This window comes from Bacteroides sp. ET336 (assembly GCF_024733815.1).
In the GTDB taxonomy this organism is placed as follows: Bacteria; Bacteroidota; Bacteroidia; order Bacteroidales; family Bacteroidaceae; genus Phocaeicola; species Phocaeicola cellulolyticus.
In genome coordinates, this window is sequence record NZ_JANRHK010000009.1 from 66321 (window position 1) to 90480 (window position 24160).

Genomic DNA, 24160 nt, shown 5'->3' on the forward strand with positions numbered 1-24160 from the left:
TTAATATATTTATATCGTTATATCCCAACTTTTTAGTTGAAATTCTCATCTTTGTCTTTTGGATCTTTTTCTGCCAGTTCCAATGCTGCATTCTTCAGTATTGAGACTGCCGCATCATGTAATCTGGCTTCTTCTGCAGCTTTTTCCTCTTCCTCTTTTGCCTGAAGGTCATATACGTGTCGGCTTATACTTAATATTATACCGATATAAACCGAATTGATAAGTATGGATGTTCCTCCTTTGCTTATAAGTGGTAGAGGTTGTCCTGTTACCGGTATTATGCCTACTGCCACCAGCATGTTGAACATTGCCTGTATTGACAATAATATGCCTATACCTATAACGAGTAAAGCGTAATAAGGTTCATCGCACCCTCGTGCTATTTTACCTATTCTAAGTAATAGTACTATATACAGCAGTGCCACAAAAGCTCCTCCAATCAGTCCGAGCTCTTCTATGATGATAGCATAGATGAAGTCCGAGAATGCCTGCGACAGGAAGTCACGTTGCACACTGTTGCCGGGACCTTTTCCTATAATGTTACTTGTAGCTATTGCTATGTTGGCATGTGCAACCTGAGCATCATTGTCAATATCAAATTTGGCTGCAGGAACCTGAGCCTGATTGAAATGATTGTCAAGTCGGCTTTTCCATGTAGTGAAACGGTGAAGTCCTACTGCGTCCCAGGCTTGGTCTGGTATGAACTTTATGGCGCTGAGTGCTATTACAATGAATAGTATTGCTGCTCCTGCCAGTTTGCCCAACTGTTTCATCGGTACTCTTCCTATAAACATCATAACGAACACTGTGGCACAGAGTAGGGCAGCTGTTGACAGGTTTTCTGAAATGATAAGCATTACCGTTATACCTGTTGATATCAGTATGTATTTGAAAGCCTTTTTGTCTGCACCGTCTTCCTGCTGGAATTTTGCCAGTGTAGTTGCAACAGATATTATCAGAGCCATTTTTGCAACTTCTGACGGCTGGAATTGGAATACTCCCAAATCAATCCACCTTTTTGCCCCGTTAGTCATGGCACCAATTATGAGTACTACCAAAAGCAATCCCCATGATATCGGAAGAAGCATATTGAATTTTTTGAACCACCGGCATGGCATCAAGTGTGTGAAAAATACTATGATGGTACCTGCCATTATCAATGAAATATGTGAAGTTATCGGTCTCCAGTGGTCACCCGACTTGAATGTAAGTGTACTGGAAGCACTGAAAACTTCAATGATTGATATAAGGCAGAATAGCATGAAGATAATCCATACTATTCTGTCGCCTTTAAATAATTTCTTTAGCAAATCCATCTTTGTTGCAGATTATAGTTTTTTTACACATTCCTTAAACTGGTCACCTCGGTCTTCGTAGCTTTTAAACAGGTCAAAGCTTGCGCAGCAAGGGCTCAAAAGAACAGTCTCACCGTCTTTTGCCATCTTATATGCTGCATCAACTGCATCTTTCATGTTTTTTACTTCTGCTATTGGAAGTCCGAAACCATCGAAGAAGTCATGTAGTTTTTCGTTATGCAGTCCCATGAATATAAGACCGCTACATTTTTCTTTTACCAGGTCGGCTATTTCGTTGTAATCGTTTCCTTTGTCTTTTCCGCCAAGGATTAGCACAGTCTTTGTAGTCATGCTCTGGAGTGCATACCAGCATGAGTTTACGTTTGTAGCTTTAGAGTCGTTTATGTATTCCACTCCTTTTATTCTGGCTACTTTCTCAAGTCTGTGTTCCACTCCCTTGAAATCGCTCAAAGCCTCGCGGATACACTCTTTCTTTATACCAGCAATATTGGCGGAAAGTCCGGCAGCCATGGAATTGAACAGATTATGCTTTCCTGTCAGTGCAAGTTCTTCCTGTTCCATGTTGAACGCTATAGGCTCGGTGAAGCAAATTCTTTTTTCTTTCACATAAGCCACAGTACCTTCTTCCTTTGTCTCTGAAAAAGGATAATAGTGTCCGTGTATTCCATATTTATGCAGTTCTCTTTGTATTACAGGATCGTCATTCCAGAAAATGAATGCGTCGTTCTCTGTCTGGTTCTGGATGATTCTGAATTTTGCGTCAATGTAATTCTGCATCTTATATTCGTATCTGTCCAGATGATCCGGAGTGATATTCATAAGTACGGCAATGTTTGCATGGAAATCGTACATGTTGTCAAGCTGGAAACTGCTTAGTTCTATTACGTAATAGTCATAATTGCATTCAGCAACCTGATATGCCAGGCTCTGGCCAATGTTTCCTGCAAGACCTACATTGAGTCCTGCTTTTTTGAATATGTGATAAATCAGCGACGTTGTTGTCGTTTTTCCGTTACTTCCTGTAATACATATCATCTTTGCATTAGTATATCTGCCTGCAAATTCTATTTCAGATATGATTGGAATGTTTTTCTCCTTGATCTTTAAAATCATAGGTGCGTCGTTCGGTATTCCCGGACTTTTAATAACCTCATCTGCATTGAGAATGAGTTCTTCAGTGTGTTTGCCTTCTTCCCAGGCAATACCTTTACTGTCAAGCATATACTTATACTTGTCCTTGATGAGTGACATGTCTGATACGAACGTGTCAAATCCTTTCTTCTTTGCCAGTACGGCAGCTCCCGCTCCGCTTTCTCCGGCTCCTAAAATGACAATTCTTTTTGCCATGATGATAAATTTATCTGATCTTTAAAGTTATAATCGTTATTGCAGCCAGAACTATGGTAACAATCCAGAATCTGACAGTTATTTTTGATTCATGGAAAACGTTACTTGGTCCGGTAAATATATATGTACAGTTAGGGTCAAGTTGCGCCATGGTCGTTCTGAAATGATCATGTATCGGTGTACGTTTGAACACTCTTTGTTTGACTCCTTTCTTCTTACCTCTCTGAAAATATTTCACTTGTAGGATAACAGAAAGATTTTCTACAAGGAAAACTCCGCACAGTATAGGTATCAGCAGTTCTTTGTGTATGATAATAGCAAAGACAGCGATGATACCACCTATGGTCAAACTGCCGGTGTCGCCCATAAATACCTGTGCCGGAAATGCGTTATACCATAAGAAACCTATCAGGGCACCTATAAAGGCGCATATATATATAACAAGTTCCTCGCTGCCAGGTATATACATTATATTCAGATATGATGCATATTCTATGTGGCTCGATACGTATGCCAATATACCCAATGTGACACCTATTATAGCGGAGTTACCGGCCGTCATACCATCCATTCCGTCGTTAAGGTTTGCACCGTTTGAAACTGCTGTCACAACGAATATGGTTATAATTACGAATACCACCCATCCGGCAGCCTGTGCATGTTCACCCATGAAGCCTACTATATCGGCATAATCAAGATTGTTGTTCTTGAAAAATGGAATAGTGGTTTTGGTTGATTTCTCGTCCTGTGCCTTGTGTATCACATCTACCACCTCTCCGTTTTTCTGTACTTCAACATTTTCTCTGATAACAACGTCCGGGCTGAGATAAAGTGTCAGGCCTACTATGAAGCCAAGACCAACCTGACCTATTATTTTGAATTTGCCGTGAAGCCCTTCCTTGTCTTTCTTGAATACTTTTATATAGTCGTCAAGAAAGCCCAATGTACCAAGCCATATGGTTGTAATCAGCATAAGTATCATATATATGTTATGCAGTTTACCTAAAAGCAGGCATGGTATCAGTATCGCTACTATGATTATTATTCCTCCCATAGTAGGCACCCCCTTCTTGTTTACGTTAAAAGGGTCTATCGATGCATCCCTTTGTACCTCGGTGATTTGTTTTTTCTTTAGCTTGTTAATGAAAAACTCACCGAAAATTGCAGAAATAAGGAGCGACAGGATAACAGCCATTAAAGCTCTGAACGAGACATAGCCGAACATTCTCGCACCCGGGAAGTCAAATTGCTCTAAATATTTAAACAGATAGTATAACATTCAGTTCTTCTAAAATTATTGGTTATAATCAATTAGAGAAAATATCTCTTACTATTTCTTTGTCGTCAAAATGATATTTCACACCTTTTATGTCCTGATAATTCTCATGTCCCTTTCCGGCAATCAGAATTACGTCACCTTGCGAAGCCATCATGCAAGCTGTACGTATAGCTTCTTTTCTGTCTGTGATGGCAACGACCTTCTTCATCTCATCTTTATTTAGTCCGGCAAGCATGTCGTTTATGATATCTTGCGGCTCCTCGAAGCGTGGATTGTCGGATGTAATTATTACTTTGTCGCTTTGTCTTACAGACTCTTTGGCCATAATAGGTCTCTTACCTTTGTCTCTGTTGCCGCCTGCTCCTACTACAGTTATAACCTTACCTCTGCCTTTTAACACATCGTGTATAGCATCCAGCACATTAGTAAGTGCATCCGGAGTGTGTGCATAATCAACTATTGCCGTGTAGCCTTCAGGTGAACGCAGTGAATCAAAACGTCCGCTTACCGGTTTGAGGGTACTCAGCTGTAATAAAATATCTTCAGGCTTTTTGCCAAGCAGACTTGCTGCTCCGTAAACAGCTAAAAGGTTATATGCGTTGAATCTGCCTATAAACTGTACATTTACCTCTGTATTGTTTATATCCAGCAACATACCTTCAAATCCGTCTTCCAGAACTTTACCTTTAAAGTCTGCCATGGTACGCAGGGAATAGGTGGCTACTTTAGCCTTTGTATTTTGTACCATTACCATTCCATTCTTGTCATCTGCGTTTGTAAGGGCAAATGCAGTCTTTGGAAGCCCGTCGAAGAATGCTTTTTTAGCTTTCAGATAATTCTCTACGGTCTTGTGATAATCCAGATGGTCTCTGGTCAGATTGGTAAATATTCCTCCGGCAAACTTAAGCCCGCCTATACGTTTTTGTGCTACAGAATGTGAACTGACTTCCATGAAAGCATATTTGCATCCTTCGTCTGCCATTTTTCCCAGCAGCTGATTAAGTGTGATAGGATCGGGAGTAGTGTGTTCTGTCGGTATAGCTTCCCCGTCGATATAATTGCATACTGTTGATATAAGTCCTGCTTTATATCCGAAAGCTCTGAACATATTATATAATAATGTAGCGATTGTAGTTTTTCCGTTAGTTCCTGTTACACCTACCAAGTCTAGTTTTTCTGTCGGATTACCATAAAATGTGGTTGCAATTTTACCTACCGCATCTTCCGTATCGCTGAAAATAGCATATGTTATGCCTTCTATAGTAGTTTCAGGCAATTTTTCGCATATAATGGCTTTTGCTCCCAGTTCAATGGCTTTTGAGATATAGTCGTGACCATCAGCCTGTGTACCTCTGATTGCTATAAATGCGTTGCCGTCTTTTATCTTTCTTGAATCTATTTCTATACCGTTGATTTCAATCTCGTCAGAACCGGATATTTCATATTTTCCGGCTGTCTGTAATAGTTCTTTCAGTAACATATGTTTGAACTTTTAGTTTGTTAATTCTTGTACTTATGTATTCTTATTGTCTGAGGGTTAATGTTATGGTTTGTCCTTTTCTTACGGTACTTCCGGGTGGTATGTTTTGTGAGACAACTTTACCCATACCGCTTATTCTTACTCTCAGACCTCTTTCTTCCAGGAGGAATACTGCATCTTTAGCTCCCATTCCTCTTACATTAGGAACGGATTTCTCATTGGTGTTGAGCTCGCTCAATTGAACACTGTTGCTGCCATTTGCAGTTTTACACCATACAATTTCATCTCCAGGCTCGTTGCAGTCGATATCCAATTCGTTTAATATATATGCAATTTCACTTTTGAGTCCGTTTTTTGTGTCAGGAATCATTATTGAAGTCGAGTCTTTGGCTTGTGCCAAATCGAAGAACAGATGTTTTGCATAAACACGTTCCGCAATCTTGCTGAATACGCTACCTGCCTGCACACCTCCTGACGGACTAGCCTTTGGGGCCTGTATAGCTACGTAGCAGCTGTACATCGGATTCTCAGAAGGGAAATAACCGCAAAAGCTTACAAGGTGTTTCGTTCCTCCACTCTTGTAACCCGCTTTTCCTTGTGAGATCTGAGCTGTTCCTGTTTTACCGGATACACTGAACAGTTTGCTTCCTGCCGGTTTTGCCAGTCCGTTTGCTACAACACTTTTAAGTATTGCTCTTATTTGTTCCAAAGTCTTTTCAGAACAAATCTGTTCGTTTACGGTTTCTGTCGGGAAATCCTTTATAATGTCACCATCCTTTGTGATAGCCTTGACGAACTTGGGTTTAACCATCTTTCCGTCGTTTGCTATTGCATTGTAGAAATTGAGTATATATATAGGAGGAATCTGTGTCTCATATCCTATACTCATCCATGGTAGGGTAGTCTTTGCGAAGTATCTTTCTTTAGGACCTAAAATTCTTGGACTGGCCTCACCTGTAAATCCCAGTTCCAATGGAGTGTCAATGCTCATTCTTTTAAGACCGTCAATGAATTTCTGAGGATTATCACCGTAAAAATGGTCTATAATCTTTGAAACACCTATATTTGAAGAAACTTCAAGGATTTTTGTAACGTCAATTACTCCATATCCTCCTTTATACCAGTTCCAGTCTCTCATCCTGCTGCCATGCATGTTCACAATACCTTTTTCCGTATCTACTTCGTAGTCGGGTGTTATGTATCCGTCTTCCATGGCCACCATTATTGATGCTGTCTTGAATGTAGAACCGGGTTCCATAAGGTTGCTTACTGCAAGATTTCTCATCTCGTAGTATTTCCCGTCTCCGGCTCTTGTCATATTTACATTAGCCTTGACTTCTCCTGTCTTTACTTCCATAACTATTGCTACACCGGCTTCAGCTTCAAGATTGGTCAGCTGATCTACCAATGCCTTCTCGGCAATATCCTGCATGTCAACATCTATTGTTGTTATCAGGTCGCATCCGTCAACAGGTGCCTTATCTACAATGTTCAGATATTGGTTTCTGACCTTTTGCCTGTGTGTAATACCAACTTCTCCTTTAAGATACTTGTCATATGTCAGTTCCAGACCGTTTTTTGCTCCCAAAGCTGTGTCCGGATACAAATCTCCTAATGTTCGCATGGCAAGTGAACCGAACGGTTTTTTTCTTTGGTTATAAGCCAGCTCATGAAGTCCGCTTCTGTATCTGCTAAGTGAGAAAACGGGAAGCTTTTTCACTTCTTTGTACTCGATATAGGAAATCCTTTTAGGATAAAGCAGATAATTTCTGCTTCCGGCTTTTCTCCCTTTCAGTATTGTTCTTCTGAATTCAGCGGCACTCTGGTCGGGAAATATTCTGTGCAGTCCTTCGCATATTTCCTGCAAGTGGTTCATCAACATTGTGTCTTTCTGTACGCCACCAGCCTTGAAATCCATGTATATTCTGAATTCCGGCAGACTGCTTGCCATAAGTTTACCGTCGGACGATATTATGTTACCCCTTGTAGGGAATACAATTACATTTTCTCTGACGAACCTGTCGGCAACGTCTTTCCAATACTGTCTTTCGGCAAACATTATTATGCCTGCCTTAACTATTACGGCTATGGCCAGTAAAGCCATAATCAGTACGAAAAACGTATATCTTAGAGTTAGGTTTTTATGTCCGGGTATCATCAATAATCCTCCTTGATCAAGTATGGTGGTTTTGTAGAAGTAGCCAAAGGAGTGCTCTTTTCAGAAATATAGGTCTCAATTTTTGACTGCCTGCTTCTTTCTGTTAGTTCAGATGAAATGGTCAGAGCATCATATTTGATGTCTGTCAGTTCCTTTTTGAGCTTGTCTATTTCTATCATTTCTCTCTGGCTTGAATATCTGTTGTCGATATATACAATTGTAAGCACCACAATCAGACATAGCAAGTTGACCTGTCTTTTGAAGAAGTCATGAGCCAGAATATCTCCTCCCAGAATACTACCCCAGGTGATATTCGCGCTTTTATGTTCATTTTTTGTGTCGCCTTTGTTACTCATAATTTAATTTATCTTTTTTCTGCTATTCTCAGTTTCGCGCTTCTAGAACGTGGATTTGTTTCTATTTCATCATCGTCCGGTACAATGACTTTATTGTTTATTGTCTTATATGGGGTCTTTACGTTTCCGAAAAAGTCCTGTTCCATTTTTCCTTCGATATTCCCTGTCTTCATTATGTTCTTTACCATTCTGTCTTCAAGTGAATGGTAGGTAATGACTGACAGTCTTCCTCCCGGCTTAAGCATTTCTGTAGCTGAATACAGCATCTCTTTCAGGGCTTCCATCTCTTGATTTACTTCTATTCTAAGAGCCTGAAATACTTTTGCCATCTCTTTTTTCTCTCTTTCTTTACCGTATAGCGGTTTTACCGTTTCAAGAAAATCACCAATAGTGTCAAAAGGTTTTACGCTTCTTCTTTTGACTATTACCGAAGCCAGTTTTCTGCTGTTTTTCAATTCTCCATATAGGTAGAAAATATCTGCCAATTTCTCTTCATCATAATTGTTTAATATATCGGCTGCAGTCATACCGGCTCTTTTGTTCATTCGCATGTCCAGTTTTCCGTCGAATCTGAATGAAAACCCTCTTTCTGAGTCATCGAAATGATGCGATGAAACACCAAGGTCTGCCAGTATCCCGTCAACTTCTTCAACACCATAATACTTGAGGAAATTTTTCAGATATCTGAAATTGCTTCTGACAAATGTGAATCTTTCATCATGGACAATGTTCCTTTCGGCATCCTCATCCTGGTCGAAACTGTAGAGTTTACAGCTTTTGTCCATCCTGCGCAGTATCTCTTTGGAGTGACCTCCCCCTCCGAAAGTAACGTCAACATAGATTCCTCCCTTTTTAAGGTTCAGTCCATCTATACTCTCTTCCAGTAGGACAGGTACGTGATATGTCTGTTTTACATCGTCCATATATGTCGTTTTTTTATGCTTTATACCTTATTATCCAATTTAGGCGTAAAATTATAAATTTCCTTACAAAGATTAGCTACCGAAAACGGAAAATCTTTCTAAAAGTTATCAACAGGTATGGTAAGAAAATATGAATTTGGCATTAGTTTTTTGTTTGGATTATTAGTGTTACTCAAATTTAGTGTATCGAGGAGAAACCAGTGCCTTTTGGGGTGGTGCTGACGATGGACGGTAATGCTGCTGACCATCGTGGTATGCATTGCTGACCATTATGATACGCTCTGCCGACGATTGTCGGCACCTGTTTATTAACTTACTTCTGTAATAATACTACTCCTCGTAGCATAAAAAAGAATATTTAAACCAATTGTAAAATTCCTTCCCTAAAATATATTATTACATCTTTTTTAGCGTATTATTGTATAATTTTCCGTTGAAAGTGTAACTTTTTGCAAAAGATACACTATTTTTGCGCTGTATAACTTCAAAAAAACAAGAATTAATATGTCAGACGGTTCAGTTTTTCTGATTGATATTGATAAAATATTAAAGGAAAAAGCGGGCAGCAAAGCTCGTCGTGTTCCTCGTTTTGTTGTTTCTTATCTTAAACGCATAGTTCATCAGGATGAGATAAATGCATTCCTGTCAAGCGTGTCTGATAAGAAAGGAGTGGATTTTCTGGAAGCATGTATGGACTATCTTGACATAAAGCTTGAGGTTGAAGGACTGGAAAACCTGCCTGACGACAGATTATGTACATTCGTTTCCAATCATCCTTTGGGAGGTCAGGACGGTATTGCTCTCGGCTATGTTCTTGGCAAACACTATGATGGAAAAATAAAATACCTTGTAAATGACCTTTTGATGAATCTGCACGGACTTGCTCCGCTTTGTATTCCGATTAATAAAACAGGTTCCCAGTCAAGGGGTTTTCCGCGTATGGTAGAAGCGGGGTTTCGTTCCGATCAGCATATCATTATGTTTCCTGCCGGTTTGTGTTCCAGACGACGTAATGGCGTAATAAGGGATCTGGAATGGAAGAAAACTTTTATAGCGAAGAGTGTAGAAACTCAGAGAGATGTCGTACCTATTCATTTTGAGGGAAGAAACTCCGATTTCTTTTATAATTTGGCAAATTTGTGCAAATTTTTTGGCATAAAATTCAATATTGCCATGCTGTATCTTGCTGACGAGATGTATAAGAACAGACATAAGACGTTTAAGATTACTATTGGAAAGCCTATACCTTGGCAGACATTCGATAAATCGCGCTCTCAGGCAGCATGGGCAGCTTATGTCCGCGAACTTGTTTACAAGTTATAGAAAAGAAGAAAATAAACAAGAAGATATATGGAAGATATTATTGCTCCGATTGACAAGGAAGTCCTTAAATCGGAATTGACAGAAGAAAAACGATTGAGATTTACCAATAAAAGTAACAATGAAATATATATTGTTACATGGAAAGACTCTCCTAATGTCCTTAAAGAAATTGGTCGTCTTCGCGAGATAGCTTTCCGTGAGGCGGGTGGAGGTACCGGTAAATCGCTTGACCTTGACGAATATGACTTGATGGAAAATCCTTACAAACAGCTGGTTGTATGGAATCCTGATGCCGAAGAGATACTTGGTGGTTATCGTTATCTGTTTGGAGATGAGGTGGAATTCGACGAACATGGCAAGCCTGTATTAGCAACTGCCCACATGTTCAACTTTTCAGAAAAATTCCTTAAAGAATACATGCCATACACTGTTGAACTAGGACGTTCATTTGTAACTTTGGAATATCAGTCTAGCCGTGCCGGTTCTAAGGGATTGTTTGCCCTTGACAATTTATGGGACGGACTTGGAGCACTTACAGTTATAAATCCTAAAATGAAATATTTTTTCGGTAAGATGACAATGTATCCAAGTTATAACAGATTTGGTCGTGACATGATACTTTATTTCCTGAACAAACATTTTAATGATCCCGACGGACTTATTTTGCCGGAACAACCTCTTAAAATAGAGACTGACGAGAAAGTACTTGAAAAACTGTTCTGCTGCGATACGTTCAAGGAAGATTATAAGATTCTTAATACTGAAGTACGTAAGTTAGGATATAACATACCTCCTTTGGTTAATGCTTATATGAGTCTGTCACCTACAATGCGTATGTTCGGTACAGCCATCAATTACGGTTTTGGCGATGTGGAGGAAACAGGAATACTTATAGCGGTAGATGAAATTCTGGAAGAAAAGCGTGTGCGTCATATCGAATCTTATATTAAAGAGCATCCTGAAGCATTGAACTTAACATCAGGAGCAAATCCGATTGTCAGATAATTTTAAAATGAATTATAATATATGTAAGGGCAGAGGTTTCTATCTCTGCCCTTTTTGTGTGTAAGTCTTATTGATTATCAAAAAGTTGAATATTGGGAAACAAAACTATATATTTGCATAGTTAATACAAATGTACATGAATTGGCAACAACTTATATCAAATAAACGTTTCGGTCTGGAACATCTTCACGAATTGCGTAAGGATGACAGAACCGAGTTCCAGCGTGACTATGACAGACTGGTGTTTTCGGCTCCTTTCCGCCGATTGCAGAATAAAACTCAGGTTTTCCCGCTACCGGGAAGCATTTTCGTTCATAACCGTCTTACCCATAGCCTGGAAGTGTCGTGCGTGGGACGCTCGTTGGGGAATGAGGTATCTCAAAGACTTCTTGAAAAACATCCTGAACTGGCAAATACTCATCTTAGTGAGATAGGAGCAATAGTGTCGGCTGCGTGTCTTGCCCATGACCTTGGTAATCCTCCTTTCGGACATTCTGGTGAAAAAGCTATCGGAACTTATTTTTCGGAAGGAAAAGGACAGATATTGAAAGACATGCTTACTCCTGAAGAATGGAACGATATCATACATTTTGAGGGAAATGCCAATGCTTTCCGTTTGCTTACGCATCAGTTTAAGGGGCGTCGTCAGGGAGGATTCGTAATGACATATTCCACTCTGGCCTCGATTGTAAAATATCCCTATTCTTCAGTTCTGGCGGGAAAGAAACAGAAATTCGGCTTCTTTATCACAGAAGAAGAATATTTCAAGAAGATAGCTGATGAATTAGGTATTATAAGACTTAGCAAAGACGGAGAACCGGTGAGATATGCGCGCTATCCTTTAGTGTATCTTGTTGAGGCTGCCGATGACATTTGTTATCAGATGATGGATATAGAGGATGCGCATAAGCTTAAAATCCTGACAACCGAAGAAACAAAACAGCTGTATAGAGGTTTTCTGAGCAAAGAAAGGCTTGAACGCACAGACATGATATGTTCTATGGTGACTGATACGAACGAACAGATAGCATATCTTAGAAGTACGGCTATAGGAATATTGGTAAAGGAGTGTACACGTGTGTTCGTAGAAAATGAAGAAAGCATATTGGACGGTACTTTTACAGGCCCGTTGATAAGTCATCTTGACGAACATGTCAGAAAGGCATACGAAACATGTTCGGAAACTGCATTCAAGCGTATATATTGCTCTAAAGATGTGGTTGACATAGAATTGGCAGGTTATCAGGTGATATCCACACTTACCGATTTGATGATAGAAGCCGTACGCTACCCTGAAAAGGCATATTCTCAGCTGTTGATAAACAGGGTATCTACCCAGTATGACATTTCTGCTCCTACGCTTTACGGAAGAATAATAGCGGTATTGGACTATATTTCCGGAATGACAGATGTATATGCTCTTGATTTGTATAGAAAAATTAACGGGAACAGCCTGCCTGCCGTTTGATTTTGAGAAATAAAATATTTCTATTTACTTTGTGACGTAAAAATATTACTCGTATGAAAATTAAAATTATCAATAAGTCAAAACATCCGTTGCCACAGTATGCAACACCTCTTTCGGCAGGTCTTGACCTTCGTGCCAATATAGATACTCCAATAACACTCCAACCTCTTCAGCGTTGTCTTGTTCCGACAGGTCTTTATATAGCTCTGCCTGAAGGATATGAGGCACAGGTGCGCCCACGTAGCGGACTTGCAATAAAGAAAGGTATAACGGTATTGAACAGCCCGGGCACTATTGATGCCGATTACAGGGGTGAAATATGTATAATACTTGTAAATCTGTCTAACGAACCTTTTGTAATAGAAGACGGAGAGCGTGTGGCTCAAATGGTCATAGCACGTCATGAACAGGCTGAATGGGAAGAGACAGATACGCTTGATGAAACCGAGCGTGGAGCAGGAGGATTCGGTCACAGCGGAAAGAAATAATAATATAAAAACAATGAAGTACATTTATTTATTAATTCTTATATTGCCGTTGCTTTCGTCATGTGGAACATTAAATCAGAGAAAACAGCGCGCTAATAAGGTATCGTCTGAATTGAAAGATCCTTTGACATACGAACAACGCCGAAAGTTTGACTATTATTTTCTGGAAGCTGTCCGTATGAAACAGAAGGGGGAATACGATGCTGCTTTTCAGCTATATACCCATTGTCTGGACATATATCCGCAGTCGGCTGCCGTTTTGTATGAAATATCACAGTTCTATATGTTCCTTGGACAGGAGGCCAAAGGAGAAGAAGCTTTGAAACAGGCGTCTCGTTCGGATGATACCAATTTTTGGTATAAGCAGACATTGGCTTCATATTACCAGTCAAAGCAAAACTGGCTTAAAGCTATATCTGTATATGAGGATATGGCACAGATATTTCCGTCACGTCTGGAACCGTTGCTTTCACTGGCAGACTTATATAACAGAACCAAGAGTTATGACAGCCTTGTCTCTACACTTGACCGCATAGAAGAACTTGACGGAAAATCAGAGCAGATAAGTATGGAGAAATTCCGTGCATATCTCCAGTTGGACAATATGGATAAGGCATTTATGGAAATACAGTCGTTGGTGGACGAATATCCATACGATATGCGTTATCGTACGGTGCTTGGAGATGTTTATCTCAGCAACGGACGCAATGAAGAGGCCCTGAAAGTATATCAGGATATTCTTAAAGAAGAACCTGATTATGCGCCTGCCATGGTTTCTCTGGCTTCATATTATCAGAAAACCGGTCAGGACAGCTTGTATAACATTCAGCTTGATTCAATTCTGGTCAATGAGAATGTAGATACAAAACTCAAGCTTGACTTTATGCGTCAGCTTATAGTAAAATCGGAACAGACAGATAAGGACAGTACAAAAATCATAAGCCTTTTTGAGACAATACTGACTGGAAAACAGCCGAATGCCGATGTGCCGATGCTTTATGCACAGTATCTTATAACAAAGAAAATGGAAAAAGAATCAGTTCCTGTATTGAATAAGGTACTGGAACTTGATCCTGAAAATAAACCAGCCAGACTTCAATTGCTAAGTTATGCCATAGCGGATAACAATCTTGATGAAGTTATACGTGTGGCGACTCCGGCATTGGTATATAATCCTGACGCTATGGAGTTTTATTACTATCTGGGTTTGGCGCATTATCAGAAAGACCAGACAGAAAAGGCTCTTGAAGTGTTCAAAAAAGGAGTACAGCAGATAAACGAAAAGAGTGATAAGAATATAGCTTCGGATTTTTATTCCATACTGGGCGATTTATATCATTCGCGTGAAATGAAGGCTGAGGCTTATGCTGCATACGACTCTTCTTTGGTATATAATCCTAATAATATCAATACACTTAACAATTATGCCTACTATCTTTCTGTAGAACGTACAAATCTGGATAAGGCTGAGGAGATGAGTTTCTTGACTGTTAAAGCTGAGCCTGAAAACTCTACTTATCTGGATACGTATGCATGGATACTGTTTGAAAAAGGTAAATTTACTGAAGCACGCATATATATAGAACAGGCGATGAAAAACGGTGGCGACAGCAGTCAGGTAATAGTAGAGCATTGCGGTGACATATATTTTAAATTGGGAGAGAAGGAAAAGGCCCTGGAGTTGTGGAAGAAAGCTTTAACTATTGATGATTCTAAGGAAGAGGGTGCAACTCCACGTCCCGAAAAAGAGATAAAAAGACTGAAACAGAAAATAGCCCTGCGTAAATACATTGAATAATAGTGCTTTTATGAAACAAATCAGCTACATAGTTCTGCTTGTATTAATCCTGACATCGTGTTCAACTTCCAGGAATACATTGCGTAATACTACGATTGGTGGTCTTTCCGGAACTGAATATATGGAAAAGGTGATAGAGTGGACTCCATCACGTGATAATCTGACCGCCCGTGCCCGTATAGAGTTGAATGTAGGCTCATCCTCGCCTATGAGTGTTAATGCAAATATGCGTGTGCGTCGTGGTGAGATAATACGTTTCAGTGTGGCTCCTATATTGGGTATAGAAGTGGCACGTATAGACATAACTCCTGATAAAATCATGGCAGTTGACAGGATGAACAAGCGTTATGTTAAGTTAGGTTTTGCCGAAATAAGCAGTCTTCTGAATACTGAACTGGATTTTAATATTCTCCAGTCTTTAATATTGAATGAAATATTTATTCCCGGAAAAGATAAGCTTTCAGTGGCTGATGCTTCCGGATTTACTTTGTCTCCTTATGCAGACAGGGCTCGATTGCAGGTGAAAGGAACAAAGCGTATAGGGTACAGTTTCTTTACGTCTGCCACAGACGGTCGTCTGGAAGAGACGGTCATAGCGCTTAAAGACTTGCCCTATTCGCTTCATTGCCGTTATGCGGATTTCACCATGTTGGGAAATGACGTATTCCCTCAGTCTATAGAGATGATGTCCGAAGGAACTGACAAGAAGTATTCATTGGATATGAAATTATCCCGTGTCAATACAGATTCCAATTGGGATTCCAAGACTGAACTATCATCAAAATATAGAAAAATGTCAGTACAGGAACTGTTGAAACTATTTATAAAACAGTAAGCAAAGATGTATATTTCGTCAAGGTACATATTACTATTTATTTGCATACAACTTGTACAGTTTGTTTGTGCACAGTCAACTCCCAAGATAAGGCAGTTGGAGAAGGAACGTAATGAACTTCATCAGCGCATAAACGAATCTGAAACACTTTTGCAGTCGGCAGGGAAGGACGTTAAAAGCCAGTTGGACAATCTGGCTCTTATAAGCGGACAGATTGCCGAAAGACGCCGCTATCTATCAGCTATACAGAGTGATGTAAATAGCATTCAGCAGGAAATAAACCGTCTGGAAAGTGAGATGAAAGTATTGGATGGAGATTTGGAACGTAAACGTGCCGGTTATGAAAAATCCCTCAAATATCTTCATCGTAACAGCTCTATACAGGAAAAACTTATGTTCATTTTCTCTGCAGATAATCTGAGTCAGATGTACCGGCGCTTGCGCTATGTGAGACAGTATGCCAACTTCCAGCGTCTTAAAGGTGAGGAAATAAAGGCGAAAATGTCTGAGATTCAGGAGAAGAAGAAGGTGACCGAAGAAACCTATCAGGCAAAGATTGCCTTGCTTAAACATCAGGAAGCCGAGAAAAAGAAACTTGAAACTCAAGAGGCTGACAGAAAGAAACTGCTTGCATCTATGCAAAAAAAGCAGATACAACTGCGAAGTGAGTTGGACAAACAACGTAAGGCTGCAAACAGGCTTAATGCGGAAATAGACCGTCTGATTGCTATAGAAATAGAAGCGGCACGTAAAAGGGCAGAGGAGGAACGCAGGCGTAAACAAGCACAGACTAAAAAACAGCCTGCAGGTGAAAGTGTCAAGAAAGAAAAGGAACAGATGGACGTCTATAAAGTTGATGATTCGGACCGTAAATTATCAGGAACATTCGAACGCAATAAAGGAAGACTTCCTATACCGGTTACAGGTCCATATGTAATTGTCGGTCGTTACGGTCAGTATCAGGTGGAAGGATTGAAAAATGTTCGTCTAGATAATAAAGGTATAGACATTAAGGCTAAATCCGGTGCGATGGCACGTACCATATTTGATGGAGAAGTTACTGCTGTGTTCCAATATAACGGTCTGGCAAATGTTCTGGTTCGTCACGGAAGTTATATCTCCGTATATTGTAATCTGGAATCAGTGATAGTGAAACAAGGAAGCCAGTTGAAAACGCGTGATGTAATAGGGCAGATAAATACTGATACAGACGGCAATACAGTACTTCATTTTCAGTTACGAAAGGAGAAAGAAAAGCTTAATCCAGAGCTTTGGATAGCAAGATAAAAAAACGACAGTTCATTCGATGTAAAATGAACTGTCGTTTTAAATTAAATGAACGCTCATCTATATTCGTATAGTTTCACGTGTAAAATACTGAAGTCATCGACTCCAATTCTGACGTGTCGGCCCTGATGATCCTGATCGCCGTTAAGCCGGCGCAAATATTTCATATTTCCTTCCTCGTCTATACTGACCTCATCTACCGAACCTATTCCTATACGTTTTTCCGCATACCATTTTTCTTCATTGGCGGTATTACCACTGGCAGCAATGAAACCGTCCTCACCAAGCTTCTTCTGTATAAATCCCTTCAATTCATCAGGATTTTTGAATTCTATTACAATACCGCTTCCGGCAACAATATATTCGTAACTGTCAAGCTTTATTATGATACCTCCGCCTTCGGGCCATACACTTCCGTCAGTGGCACGGGCATCCCAAGGAAGAGTGAAGAAATGCTTGCATGAAAGCATAATCCCGTCCCATTCTATGTTCTTTTCCTTGTTCGTCTGGTCGAATAATATGCCTTTCATCTGTTCCTTACCCTGATATTTTATAATCAGAGGCATAAGTTCGTCAAGTTTGGCATAGGCCTTGGTGAGTTTGTAATTGCCGTCGTAGGGAGCATCCTCTATTGAGAAAGGACTGAAGCCTATGGCATCATGCTGTCCGAACACATAGAATGCTCTCACCCCATCATTAGGCTCGAGTCTTATTTCTGGAATGAAAAGCGGATTGTTATGAAGTTTGTACTGTGCAACCCAATCCACAAATCCTTTGTCATACAAGTCCGGAGCCAGAAGGTCTATGCTTGGAGCTGCACATTTCCATATATCAATAAGGTGTGCAAGCTGTCCTGCTGAAGGATATTCGCCCGGTTTCCTGTTACGGCTGTTCATCGCTGCATTGACATACATTGGCAGGTTATATACTTCCCTTCCTTTCTGAATCATTTTCTCTACGTATGCGGCATATTGCCATGCCATGAAGATTTCATCAGTGAAAATGTCTTTTCCGAAGACATCTTCCCATGTGCCTTCCGTTTTTCCACCGGCTTTCTGCCATTTTTCTTTCAGCCATGGGTGAAGAGTATTGATATTCTTCTTCAGATATTTTTTCAGCTCTTCAGGTATCGGAGATTTGAACAGCTTATCAGCCATCTTTGAGTGGTCTCTGGCGCTTTCCAGCATACCTATCTCATTCTCCACCTGAATCATGATTACCGTATTCTCCTTTGAATCAAAATCCTTTATATGACTCATCAGTTTTACGAAAGCTTTGGAGTCTGCTTCGAAAACATTTTCTGAAAATGGACTGGCTATTTCCAGTGGCTTTCCGGCTTCGGTATAACACCGTGGATATTTCTTGTAATTGTTTTTGAACCATAGCGGTGCATAACAGCTCATGGAGTTTTTCCATGCGCCGAACCATAGGAAAACGACTTTCATATCTTGTTTCCTTGCTTCAGTGATGGTCTTGTCAATGAGTGAGAAGTCGAATTTCCCCTCTTCCGGCTCTATAAGATCCCAATAAGCCGGTACAAGTACTGTATTCAGTCCAATACGTTTTAATCTTGGAAATATACTCTCAATGTCTTCTGGCGATGAAGCCGAGGAGTTTCCAAGTTCACCGGCCAGGAGGAGCATGGGCTTGTCATTGACTGTTATTTGTGTGGCTGTCCCTTGTCTGGTCCAATGAGGCAGTTCTTGTGAATACGATGCTGATATGGCAAAAAATAATGCCATGGATAATAAATGTTTTTTCATTGATATTATGTTTTGAGAATGAGACAAAGGTAAATTATTTTATTTCTTCAAAATAATAATATCTGATGTAAAAATGGTGTTGTATGTAATATATACGGAAGCATTTGTAACATATTCGTTGTTTATATTAATGAGTATAAAAAAACCGGCATATATCAATTTTTTTAATTACGATATATGTCGGTTTTATTTTAAGTATTTTGAATTTAGATTTTTTACCAGCCTAAGAATTCCGCATCAGTAGTACCCCATCCTTTATTCTGAACTAGTACACCGCCTGACAAATCCATCTGAGATTTAGGTATTGGCCAGAAACCACCAGTTTCCTGATATCTCTTGGTAAATCCGCCACCGAATGATTGCATTGTAGTTTCTTTTCCGGCATTTATGATTTTTACGCCTATCTGTCTTTCCAACTGAGTTTCTACATCGCCCCATCTCATAAGGTCAAACCAACGGATACCTTCGAATGCTAGTTCGTATCTTCTTTCCTTTTTTATGTTGTCCAGTGAATAGTCAACACTTGGAAGTCCTACTCTGTTACGTACTTTATTCAAGCCATCTGCTGTTTCTGTCAATTCAGAGTGCATTAAAAGAACATCGGCATAACGCATCATTACCAAATCCTGAGTCTGACCTAGCTGCATATTGTTTTGTGCACCATACATTAAATATGAATATACCACAAGTGAACCATCAGATGCTTTAGCATTTATATTCATATATTTCTTCTGGAAATATCCTGTATATTCCATTTGGTCATTACCGTCCCATGAATATGTTATTCCTTCTTCTTTAACATCTAAGATAGAAGCATTACGTCTTGGGTCGTTAGGCTCGTCTGCCAACCAGTCATTAAATAATACCGAGTTTACAGTTCCACATCCCCAACCTTGGCCAAATGGGAAAGTCTTGGCGTAATCCTGATTTCTGAGACCATAGAAAAGTGGAAACATGTTTGAAAGACTTACATCATCCCATGAACCATATACGTTATATTTAGTAGCGAAAAGCACTTCATTATTCACATCCGTTTCCCATGCCAGTTTTGTACCGTCAATTGCATTTTGCCCCTTTGTATAAGAATAGTCATTTATAGTATAAGGATTAGTATATGGCCATAATTCCCTATAATCATTTACAAGACCATAACCACCGTTGTCCTTGCAATCTTCCAGCCAGCTTATAACTTCATCTTTTGTAACACTTCCACCATCAGCCAAAGGTAATGTATCTTTCTTATAGTAACCAGTGTAGAATAAGAATACCCTTGCCATATAAGCTTCTGCTACATATTTTGTTGCATGACCGGAGAAATCAGGAGAATATTTCTTGTCAGGCATGCTTTCAATACATTCTTTCAAATCTGTAGTTATTTGGGCATATATTTCTTCGGCAGAAGATTTTGGCAGGTTTTGCGCCTCAGAAGTTAACGGCATCGGAACTTCGCCAAACATTTGTGCCATCTGGAAATAAAGCAAGGCTCTCATGAACTTGGCTTCGCCGATAGCCTGATTTTTCGTTGCTTCGTCAACCCAATCAGTTACATTGCCAACGTATTCAAGTATCATGTTTGCACGATATATTCCCTTATAATTTTCTTCCCAGAATGATTGGAATGCATCAACTCCTACATTTAAAAGCTTGTCTGTCATTTGGAATGCTTTATCTGCAGAACCGCCACCGCCGAATAATTCGTCTGAAGCTGCTCCTGCCACATAGTATATATTGACAGTGTGCTGTCTGTTTTGATGATTCAATGTTGAATACAAACCTGACAACATCATACTGATATCCTCAGATGTTTTAGGGAAGTTACTTGTAGTTTTCTGTGTGTAATTCTCAGTATCGAGAAAGTTTTCACAACTGTTTAATGTAAGTGCTGCAAAAATTGCTGCGTATATATATTTTAGTTTCATGACTATACTATTTAAAATTTAAGATTTACACCAACCATATATGTACGAGGACTTGGATAGAAACCTAAATCTATACCTGAAGCCCAGCTATAAGAATCGTTACCGCTTGCACCAACTTCCGGATCCATACCAGAATAACCTGTGAATGTGTAAGCATTAAGAACAGACAAATATATTCTGGCTTGTTCAAGAGGCATTTTAGGGAACAATTTCTTGAAATCATATCCTAATGTGATGTTCTGTATTCTCAGATAGCTGGCATCTTCAACGAAAATGTCAGAGAAGTTTTTCCAGCTTTCGCTACTTTCCATCTTGTAGATAGACGGCATAGTGTTTGATGTGCCTTCACCATTCCAGCATTCGTAAACATCTGTTGTAAAGTTCTGTTTTGTTTCACCCAAATATTGACGGTATGATTTTACAACTTGCTGTCCGAAAGCACCGTTAGTTGTAACAGACAAATCCCATCCTTTATAACCGAGGTTGAAAGAGAATCCCATACGGAAATCAGGGTTTGGATCACCTAACATAGTTTTATCAGCCTCTGATATTTCTCCGTCACCGTTTACATCAACAAATATAAGTTCACCTGGAGCAGCTGTTGATAATTTAGCTTTTGTAGCATCTACTTGTGCCTGGTTCTGGAATACTCCTGCAGTTTTATATCCCCAGAAATATCCTATTGGATAACCGACTTCGGCTCTGTAAATTTCACCGCCACTCATAGCTGTAAGCACATCGCTAGGACCGTGGATAATGCCTTCTGTATTGGCGATTCTTGTAACTTCGTTTTTATTGTGTGACAGGTTGAAATTGATACCATAATTAAAGTCTCTTATTCTTTCATTCCAGTTCAAAGCTATTTCAAAACCTTTGTTTACAATGTCACCACCATTTATGTATGGAGCACCTGTACCGTAGCTGGCAAGGATAGGAGCCTGAACAAGCCAGTCCTTAGTTACTTTGTGATAGTAATCGAAAGCTAATCCAAGTCTGGAATTAAAGAAACGTGCATCAATACCCAAGTCTAACTGTTCTGATGTTTCCCATGAGATGTCTTTATTTGGCAATATATTTGCATAAGCTCCTGTAGTTTGTGTAATTTTATCTGTTCCAAACACATATGAGTTCTGGGCATCAAAAGCAATAGTTGAAAGATACTGGAAGTTAGTTATGTCTGAGTTACCGTTCTGACCCCAGCTGGCACGGATTTTCAAAAAGTCCATCCAGTTTTGAACACTTTCCATGAACGATTCATTAGTAATTACCCAACCTGCTGAGAATGATGGGAAGACGCCCCATCTGTTTCCTCTTGCAAAGTTTCCTGAACCATCGGCACGTAAAGTTGCAGAGAACATATATTTTTCGTTATAGTTGTAGTTAACTCTACCGAAGAAAGAAGCTAGACGACCTGCTGTCTGAGGTGCTCCGCTGACAGTTGTCAAACTTGAATTAATACCTTGTGTATTGCTCAAATAAGCGTAGTCAAACAGTCCTGGGAACAATGAGTTTGCATTTGTAGCAGAAACATTTTCTCCTATACCCCATTTTTCCATTGACTGACCGATAACGGCATCAAAAGCATGATAGTTCTTTTTCAGGCTATAGCTTAAAGTATTTTCCCATGTCCATGCTAAATCCATGCTCTGAGTTTGTGTTACTTTATCGTTTGTATTTATTGTAGCTGCAGATAAATTGAACTTGTCTGTATAAGATCTGTAACTTGATGAATTGAAACGATAGCCAAAGCTGGTTTTATATTTTAAATTCTTTATTGGCTGTATTTCCAAATAGAAGTTTCCACGGAAAGCATGATTCCTTGTAAGGTTTTTACCTCTTTGATAAACCATCGAAGCAATAGGGTTGGCAGCATTAGGTTCAAACCCCCAACCTTCTGCTACTTTGTCGTCCTGGTCATAATAATTGCCTTCGCTGTCGTAAACAGGCATCAAAGGATTTGCTACAAGGAAGTTATGGACGTCGTTCCAATATATATTACCAATTCCTATACCTGATCTTTCTGTATAGCTGTAGGTCATGTTTTCTCCGAACTTGATAACATCAAAATCATTGTTCTTCAAAATTACATGTTCTGAATTTAGACGAGATGTATAACGTTCATAGTTAGGTTCAACGGGTTTACCAATGGTTCCTTCCTGAGAAGTATATGACAAACCTAATGAGAATTTAGAGAATTCATTTCCACCTGTAATATTGAATGCATGGTTCTGGGTGGGTGCATTATTGTTTGTGGCTTCATCCAGCCAATTTGTTCCGTTCCATGAACCGTCCATAATAGAATCATAAAGGTATGACGGAAGTAAGCTTTCCCAATCGTATGCGCCGTCTTTTCTATCCATTATCTCCATATACTGCTTGGCATTCAATAATTCCGGTTTCTTGGCTATCTGCTGTACACCATAATATCCGTCATAAGATACGCGCACTTTTCCTGTTTTACCTTGTTTGGTTGTGACAAGGATTACACCGTTTGCTGCACGGGCACCATAGATTGCAGCCGAAGCGGCATCTTTTAATACATCAATAGATTCAATATCTGATGGGTTAAGCATATTGATGTCTCCACCTGCCACACCATCAATAACATATAGAGGTGCTGAAGAGCCAATAGTACCCATACCACGGATATTAACCTTGTATCCTTCTCCAGGCATACCTGAACTTTGTGTTATGTTAACACCAGGACTCTGGCTCTGCAATGCACCTAAAGCACTTACAGTGTTTAACTTCTGTAAGTCATCTCCTTTAACTTGCACTGTAGCACCTGTTACAAGTTTCTTCTTTTGAACACCATAGCCAACGACTACAACTTCTTCCAATACTTCTGTATCTTCTTTTAATATTACATTGAACGAAGTCTGACCATTTACAATTATTTCTTGTGTCTTATATCCGACAAAAGAGATAACGAGTGTAGAATTGTTTTCTACAGATAAAGTGAAGTTTCCGTCAAAGTCGGTGATAATACCATTGGTAGTACCTTTTTCTAGCACGCTGGCACCGATTACCGGTACACCTGCCGAGTCCTTAACATTACCACTAATAGTTACGGTCTGTGCTGTTGCCCAAAAAGGTATCAGGCAAAAAAACATCAATAACCATAAAGGTTTCAGATTTCTTGTGCTTTTCATGATTGAAATAATTAAATTAAACATTAAGTATTAAGTTTTATAAATTAATATCACTTCTTCTATTAATTAATATATAGGTAATAAGTAACCTAATAACAATTTTTTTATATACTTAAATTGAACCGTTTTTCATACTTAGTATATTAAAGTAAAACAATTGTTATCGACAATACAAAGGTACGTATTAATCAATAAGATAAAATTTCAGACGTTACCAATTGTTTTCTAGATGTAATAGAAAAGAAGATAAATGTTATATATTT

17 protein-coding genes are annotated in these 24160 nt (G+C 39.4%); 7 read left to right on the plus strand and 10 right to left on the minus strand.

What is annotated here, in order from left to right; translation table 11 throughout:
* Positions 1 to 32: 32 nt before the first annotated feature.
* Genes NW213_RS09835 through rsmH form a run of 7 tightly spaced genes read right to left on the minus strand, consistent with a single transcriptional unit; the run spans position 33 to position 8859 of the window.
* Entirely contained in the window at positions 33 to 1316 is a 1284-nt protein-coding gene (locus NW213_RS09835; RefSeq protein ID WP_154043405.1) for an FtsW/RodA/SpoVE family cell cycle protein, read from the minus strand.
* 12 nt (positions 1317 to 1328) lie between these two features.
* Positions 1329 to 2663, minus strand: a complete 1335-nt coding sequence (murD, locus tag NW213_RS09840; protein WP_154043404.1) for a UDP-N-acetylmuramoyl-L-alanine--D-glutamate ligase — start codon at positions 2661 to 2663, stop codon at positions 1329 to 1331.
* 10 nt (positions 2664 to 2673) lie between these two features.
* Positions 2674 to 3942, minus strand: coding sequence for a phospho-N-acetylmuramoyl-pentapeptide-transferase (locus tag NW213_RS09845; protein WP_154043403.1), 1269 nt, complete (start codon positions 3940 to 3942; stop codon positions 2674 to 2676).
* 28 nt (positions 3943 to 3970) lie between these two features.
* Positions 3971 to 5422: a UDP-N-acetylmuramoyl-L-alanyl-D-glutamate--2,6-diaminopimelate ligase gene (locus NW213_RS09850; protein WP_258322648.1), complete on the minus strand. Its 1452-nt coding sequence runs from the start codon at positions 5420 to 5422 to the stop codon at positions 3971 to 3973.
* Between the two features lie 43 nt (positions 5423 to 5465).
* On the minus strand, positions 5466 to 7580 hold the full coding sequence (locus tag NW213_RS09855; RefSeq protein WP_154043401.1) for a penicillin-binding protein: 2115 nt from the start codon (positions 7578 to 7580) through the stop codon (positions 5466 to 5468).
* Positions 7580 to 7936, minus strand: a complete 357-nt coding sequence (locus NW213_RS09860) for an FtsL-like putative cell division protein (protein ID WP_154043400.1) — start codon at positions 7934 to 7936, stop codon at positions 7580 to 7582. The genes NW213_RS09855 and NW213_RS09860 overlap by 1 nt, the downstream gene beginning before the upstream one ends.
* Positions 7937 to 7944: 8 nt before the next feature.
* A complete protein-coding gene (gene rsmH / locus NW213_RS09865; RefSeq protein ID WP_204390315.1) occupies positions 7945 to 8859 on the minus strand; it encodes a 16S rRNA (cytosine(1402)-N(4))-methyltransferase RsmH in 915 nt (304 codons plus the stop codon).
* A gap of 504 nt (positions 8860 to 9363) precedes the next feature.
* Between rsmH and NW213_RS09870 the strand changes: the two genes are divergently transcribed.
* The 7 genes from NW213_RS09870 (at position 9364) to NW213_RS09900 (ending at position 17063) form a co-directional block, all read left to right on the plus strand.
* A complete protein-coding gene (locus NW213_RS09870; protein WP_258322649.1) occupies positions 9364 to 10182 on the plus strand; it encodes a 1-acyl-sn-glycerol-3-phosphate acyltransferase in 819 nt (272 codons plus the stop codon).
* Between the two features lie 27 nt (positions 10183 to 10209).
* A complete protein-coding gene (locus NW213_RS09875) occupies positions 10210 to 11187 on the plus strand; it encodes a GNAT family N-acetyltransferase (protein ID WP_154043397.1) in 978 nt (325 codons plus the stop codon).
* A 136-nt stretch (positions 11188 to 11323) separates the two neighbouring features.
* Positions 11324 to 12655, plus strand: coding sequence for a deoxyguanosinetriphosphate triphosphohydrolase (locus tag NW213_RS09880; RefSeq protein WP_258322650.1), 1332 nt, complete (start codon positions 11324 to 11326; stop codon positions 12653 to 12655).
* Positions 12656 to 12708: 53 nt separating this feature from the next.
* Positions 12709 to 13143 (plus strand): dUTP diphosphatase, encoded by a 435-nt coding sequence (gene dut / locus NW213_RS09885; RefSeq protein WP_154043395.1) that lies wholly within the window; start codon positions 12709 to 12711, stop codon positions 13141 to 13143.
* A gap of 13 nt (positions 13144 to 13156) precedes the next feature.
* Complete coding sequence (locus tag NW213_RS09890; RefSeq protein WP_258322651.1) at positions 13157 to 14941, plus strand: tetratricopeptide repeat protein; 1785 nt, start codon at positions 13157 to 13159, stop codon at positions 14939 to 14941.
* A gap of 10 nt (positions 14942 to 14951) precedes the next feature.
* On the plus strand, positions 14952 to 15776 hold the full coding sequence (locus tag NW213_RS09895; protein ID WP_258322652.1) for a DUF4292 domain-containing protein: 825 nt from the start codon (positions 14952 to 14954) through the stop codon (positions 15774 to 15776).
* Positions 15777 to 15782: 6 nt separating this feature from the next.
* The gene (locus NW213_RS09900; RefSeq protein ID WP_258322653.1) at positions 15783 to 17063 is read left to right on the plus strand and encodes a murein hydrolase activator EnvC; all 1281 of its coding nucleotides are present in this window, start codon (positions 15783 to 15785) and stop codon (positions 17061 to 17063) included.
* A gap of 56 nt (positions 17064 to 17119) precedes the next feature.
* On the opposite strand, the gene NW213_RS09905 is transcribed toward NW213_RS09900, so the two are convergent.
* The 3 genes from NW213_RS09905 to NW213_RS09915 form a co-directional block, all read right to left on the minus strand.
* Positions 17120 to 18826: a DUF5597 domain-containing protein gene (locus NW213_RS09905; protein WP_375338131.1), complete on the minus strand. Its 1707-nt coding sequence runs from the start codon at positions 18824 to 18826 to the stop codon at positions 17120 to 17122.
* A 215-nt stretch (positions 18827 to 19041) separates the two neighbouring features.
* A complete protein-coding gene (locus NW213_RS09910) occupies positions 19042 to 20745 on the minus strand; it encodes a RagB/SusD family nutrient uptake outer membrane protein (protein ID WP_154043390.1) in 1704 nt (567 codons plus the stop codon).
* Positions 20746 to 20756: 11 nt separating this feature from the next.
* Positions 20757 to 23897 (minus strand): TonB-dependent receptor, encoded by a 3141-nt coding sequence (locus NW213_RS09915; protein ID WP_258322654.1) that lies wholly within the window; start codon positions 23895 to 23897, stop codon positions 20757 to 20759.
* Between the last annotated feature and the right edge of the window lie 263 nt (positions 23898 to 24160).

Bases quoted from the DNA above. Each gene is read 5' to 3' on its own strand.
- NW213_RS09835 (WP_154043405.1), bottom strand. From the start codon at position 1,316: ATGGATTTGCTAAAGAAATTATTTAAAGGCGACAGAATAGTATGGATT.
- murD (WP_154043404.1), bottom strand. From the start codon at position 2,663: ATGGCAAAAAGAATTGTCATTTTAGGAGCCGGAGAAAGCGGAGCGGGA.
- NW213_RS09845 (WP_154043403.1), bottom strand. From the start codon at position 3,942: ATGTTATACTATCTGTTTAAATATTTAGAGCAATTTGACTTCCCGGGT.
- NW213_RS09850 (WP_258322648.1), bottom strand. From the start codon at position 5,422: ATGTTACTGAAAGAACTATTACAGACAGCCGGAAAATATGAAATATCC.
- NW213_RS09855 (WP_154043401.1), bottom strand. From the start codon at position 7,580: ATGATACCCGGACATAAAAACCTAACTCTAAGATATACGTTTTTCGTA.
- NW213_RS09860 (WP_154043400.1), bottom strand. From the start codon at position 7,936: ATGAGTAACAAAGGCGACACAAAAAATGAACATAAAAGCGCGAATATC.
- rsmH (WP_204390315.1), bottom strand. From the start codon at position 8,859: ATGGACGATGTAAAACAGACATATCACGTACCTGTCCTACTGGAAGAG.
- NW213_RS09870 (WP_258322649.1), top strand. From the start codon at position 9,364: ATGTCAGACGGTTCAGTTTTTCTGATTGATATTGATAAAATATTAAAG.
- NW213_RS09875 (WP_154043397.1), top strand. From the start codon at position 10,210: ATGGAAGATATTATTGCTCCGATTGACAAGGAAGTCCTTAAATCGGAA.
- NW213_RS09880 (WP_258322650.1), top strand. From the start codon at position 11,324: ATGAATTGGCAACAACTTATATCAAATAAACGTTTCGGTCTGGAACAT.
- dut (WP_154043395.1), top strand. From the start codon at position 12,709: ATGAAAATTAAAATTATCAATAAGTCAAAACATCCGTTGCCACAGTAT.
- NW213_RS09890 (WP_258322651.1), top strand. From the start codon at position 13,157: ATGAAGTACATTTATTTATTAATTCTTATATTGCCGTTGCTTTCGTCA.
- NW213_RS09895 (WP_258322652.1), top strand. From the start codon at position 14,952: ATGAAACAAATCAGCTACATAGTTCTGCTTGTATTAATCCTGACATCG.
- NW213_RS09900 (WP_258322653.1), top strand. From the start codon at position 15,783: ATGTATATTTCGTCAAGGTACATATTACTATTTATTTGCATACAACTT.
- NW213_RS09905 (WP_375338131.1), bottom strand. From the start codon at position 18,826: ATGAAAAAACATTTATTATCCATGGCATTATTTTTTGCCATATCAGCA.
- NW213_RS09910 (WP_154043390.1), bottom strand. From the start codon at position 20,745: ATGAAACTAAAATATATATACGCAGCAATTTTTGCAGCACTTACATTA.
- NW213_RS09915 (WP_258322654.1), bottom strand. From the start codon at position 23,897: ATGAAAAGCACAAGAAATCTGAAACCTTTATGGTTATTGATGTTTTTT.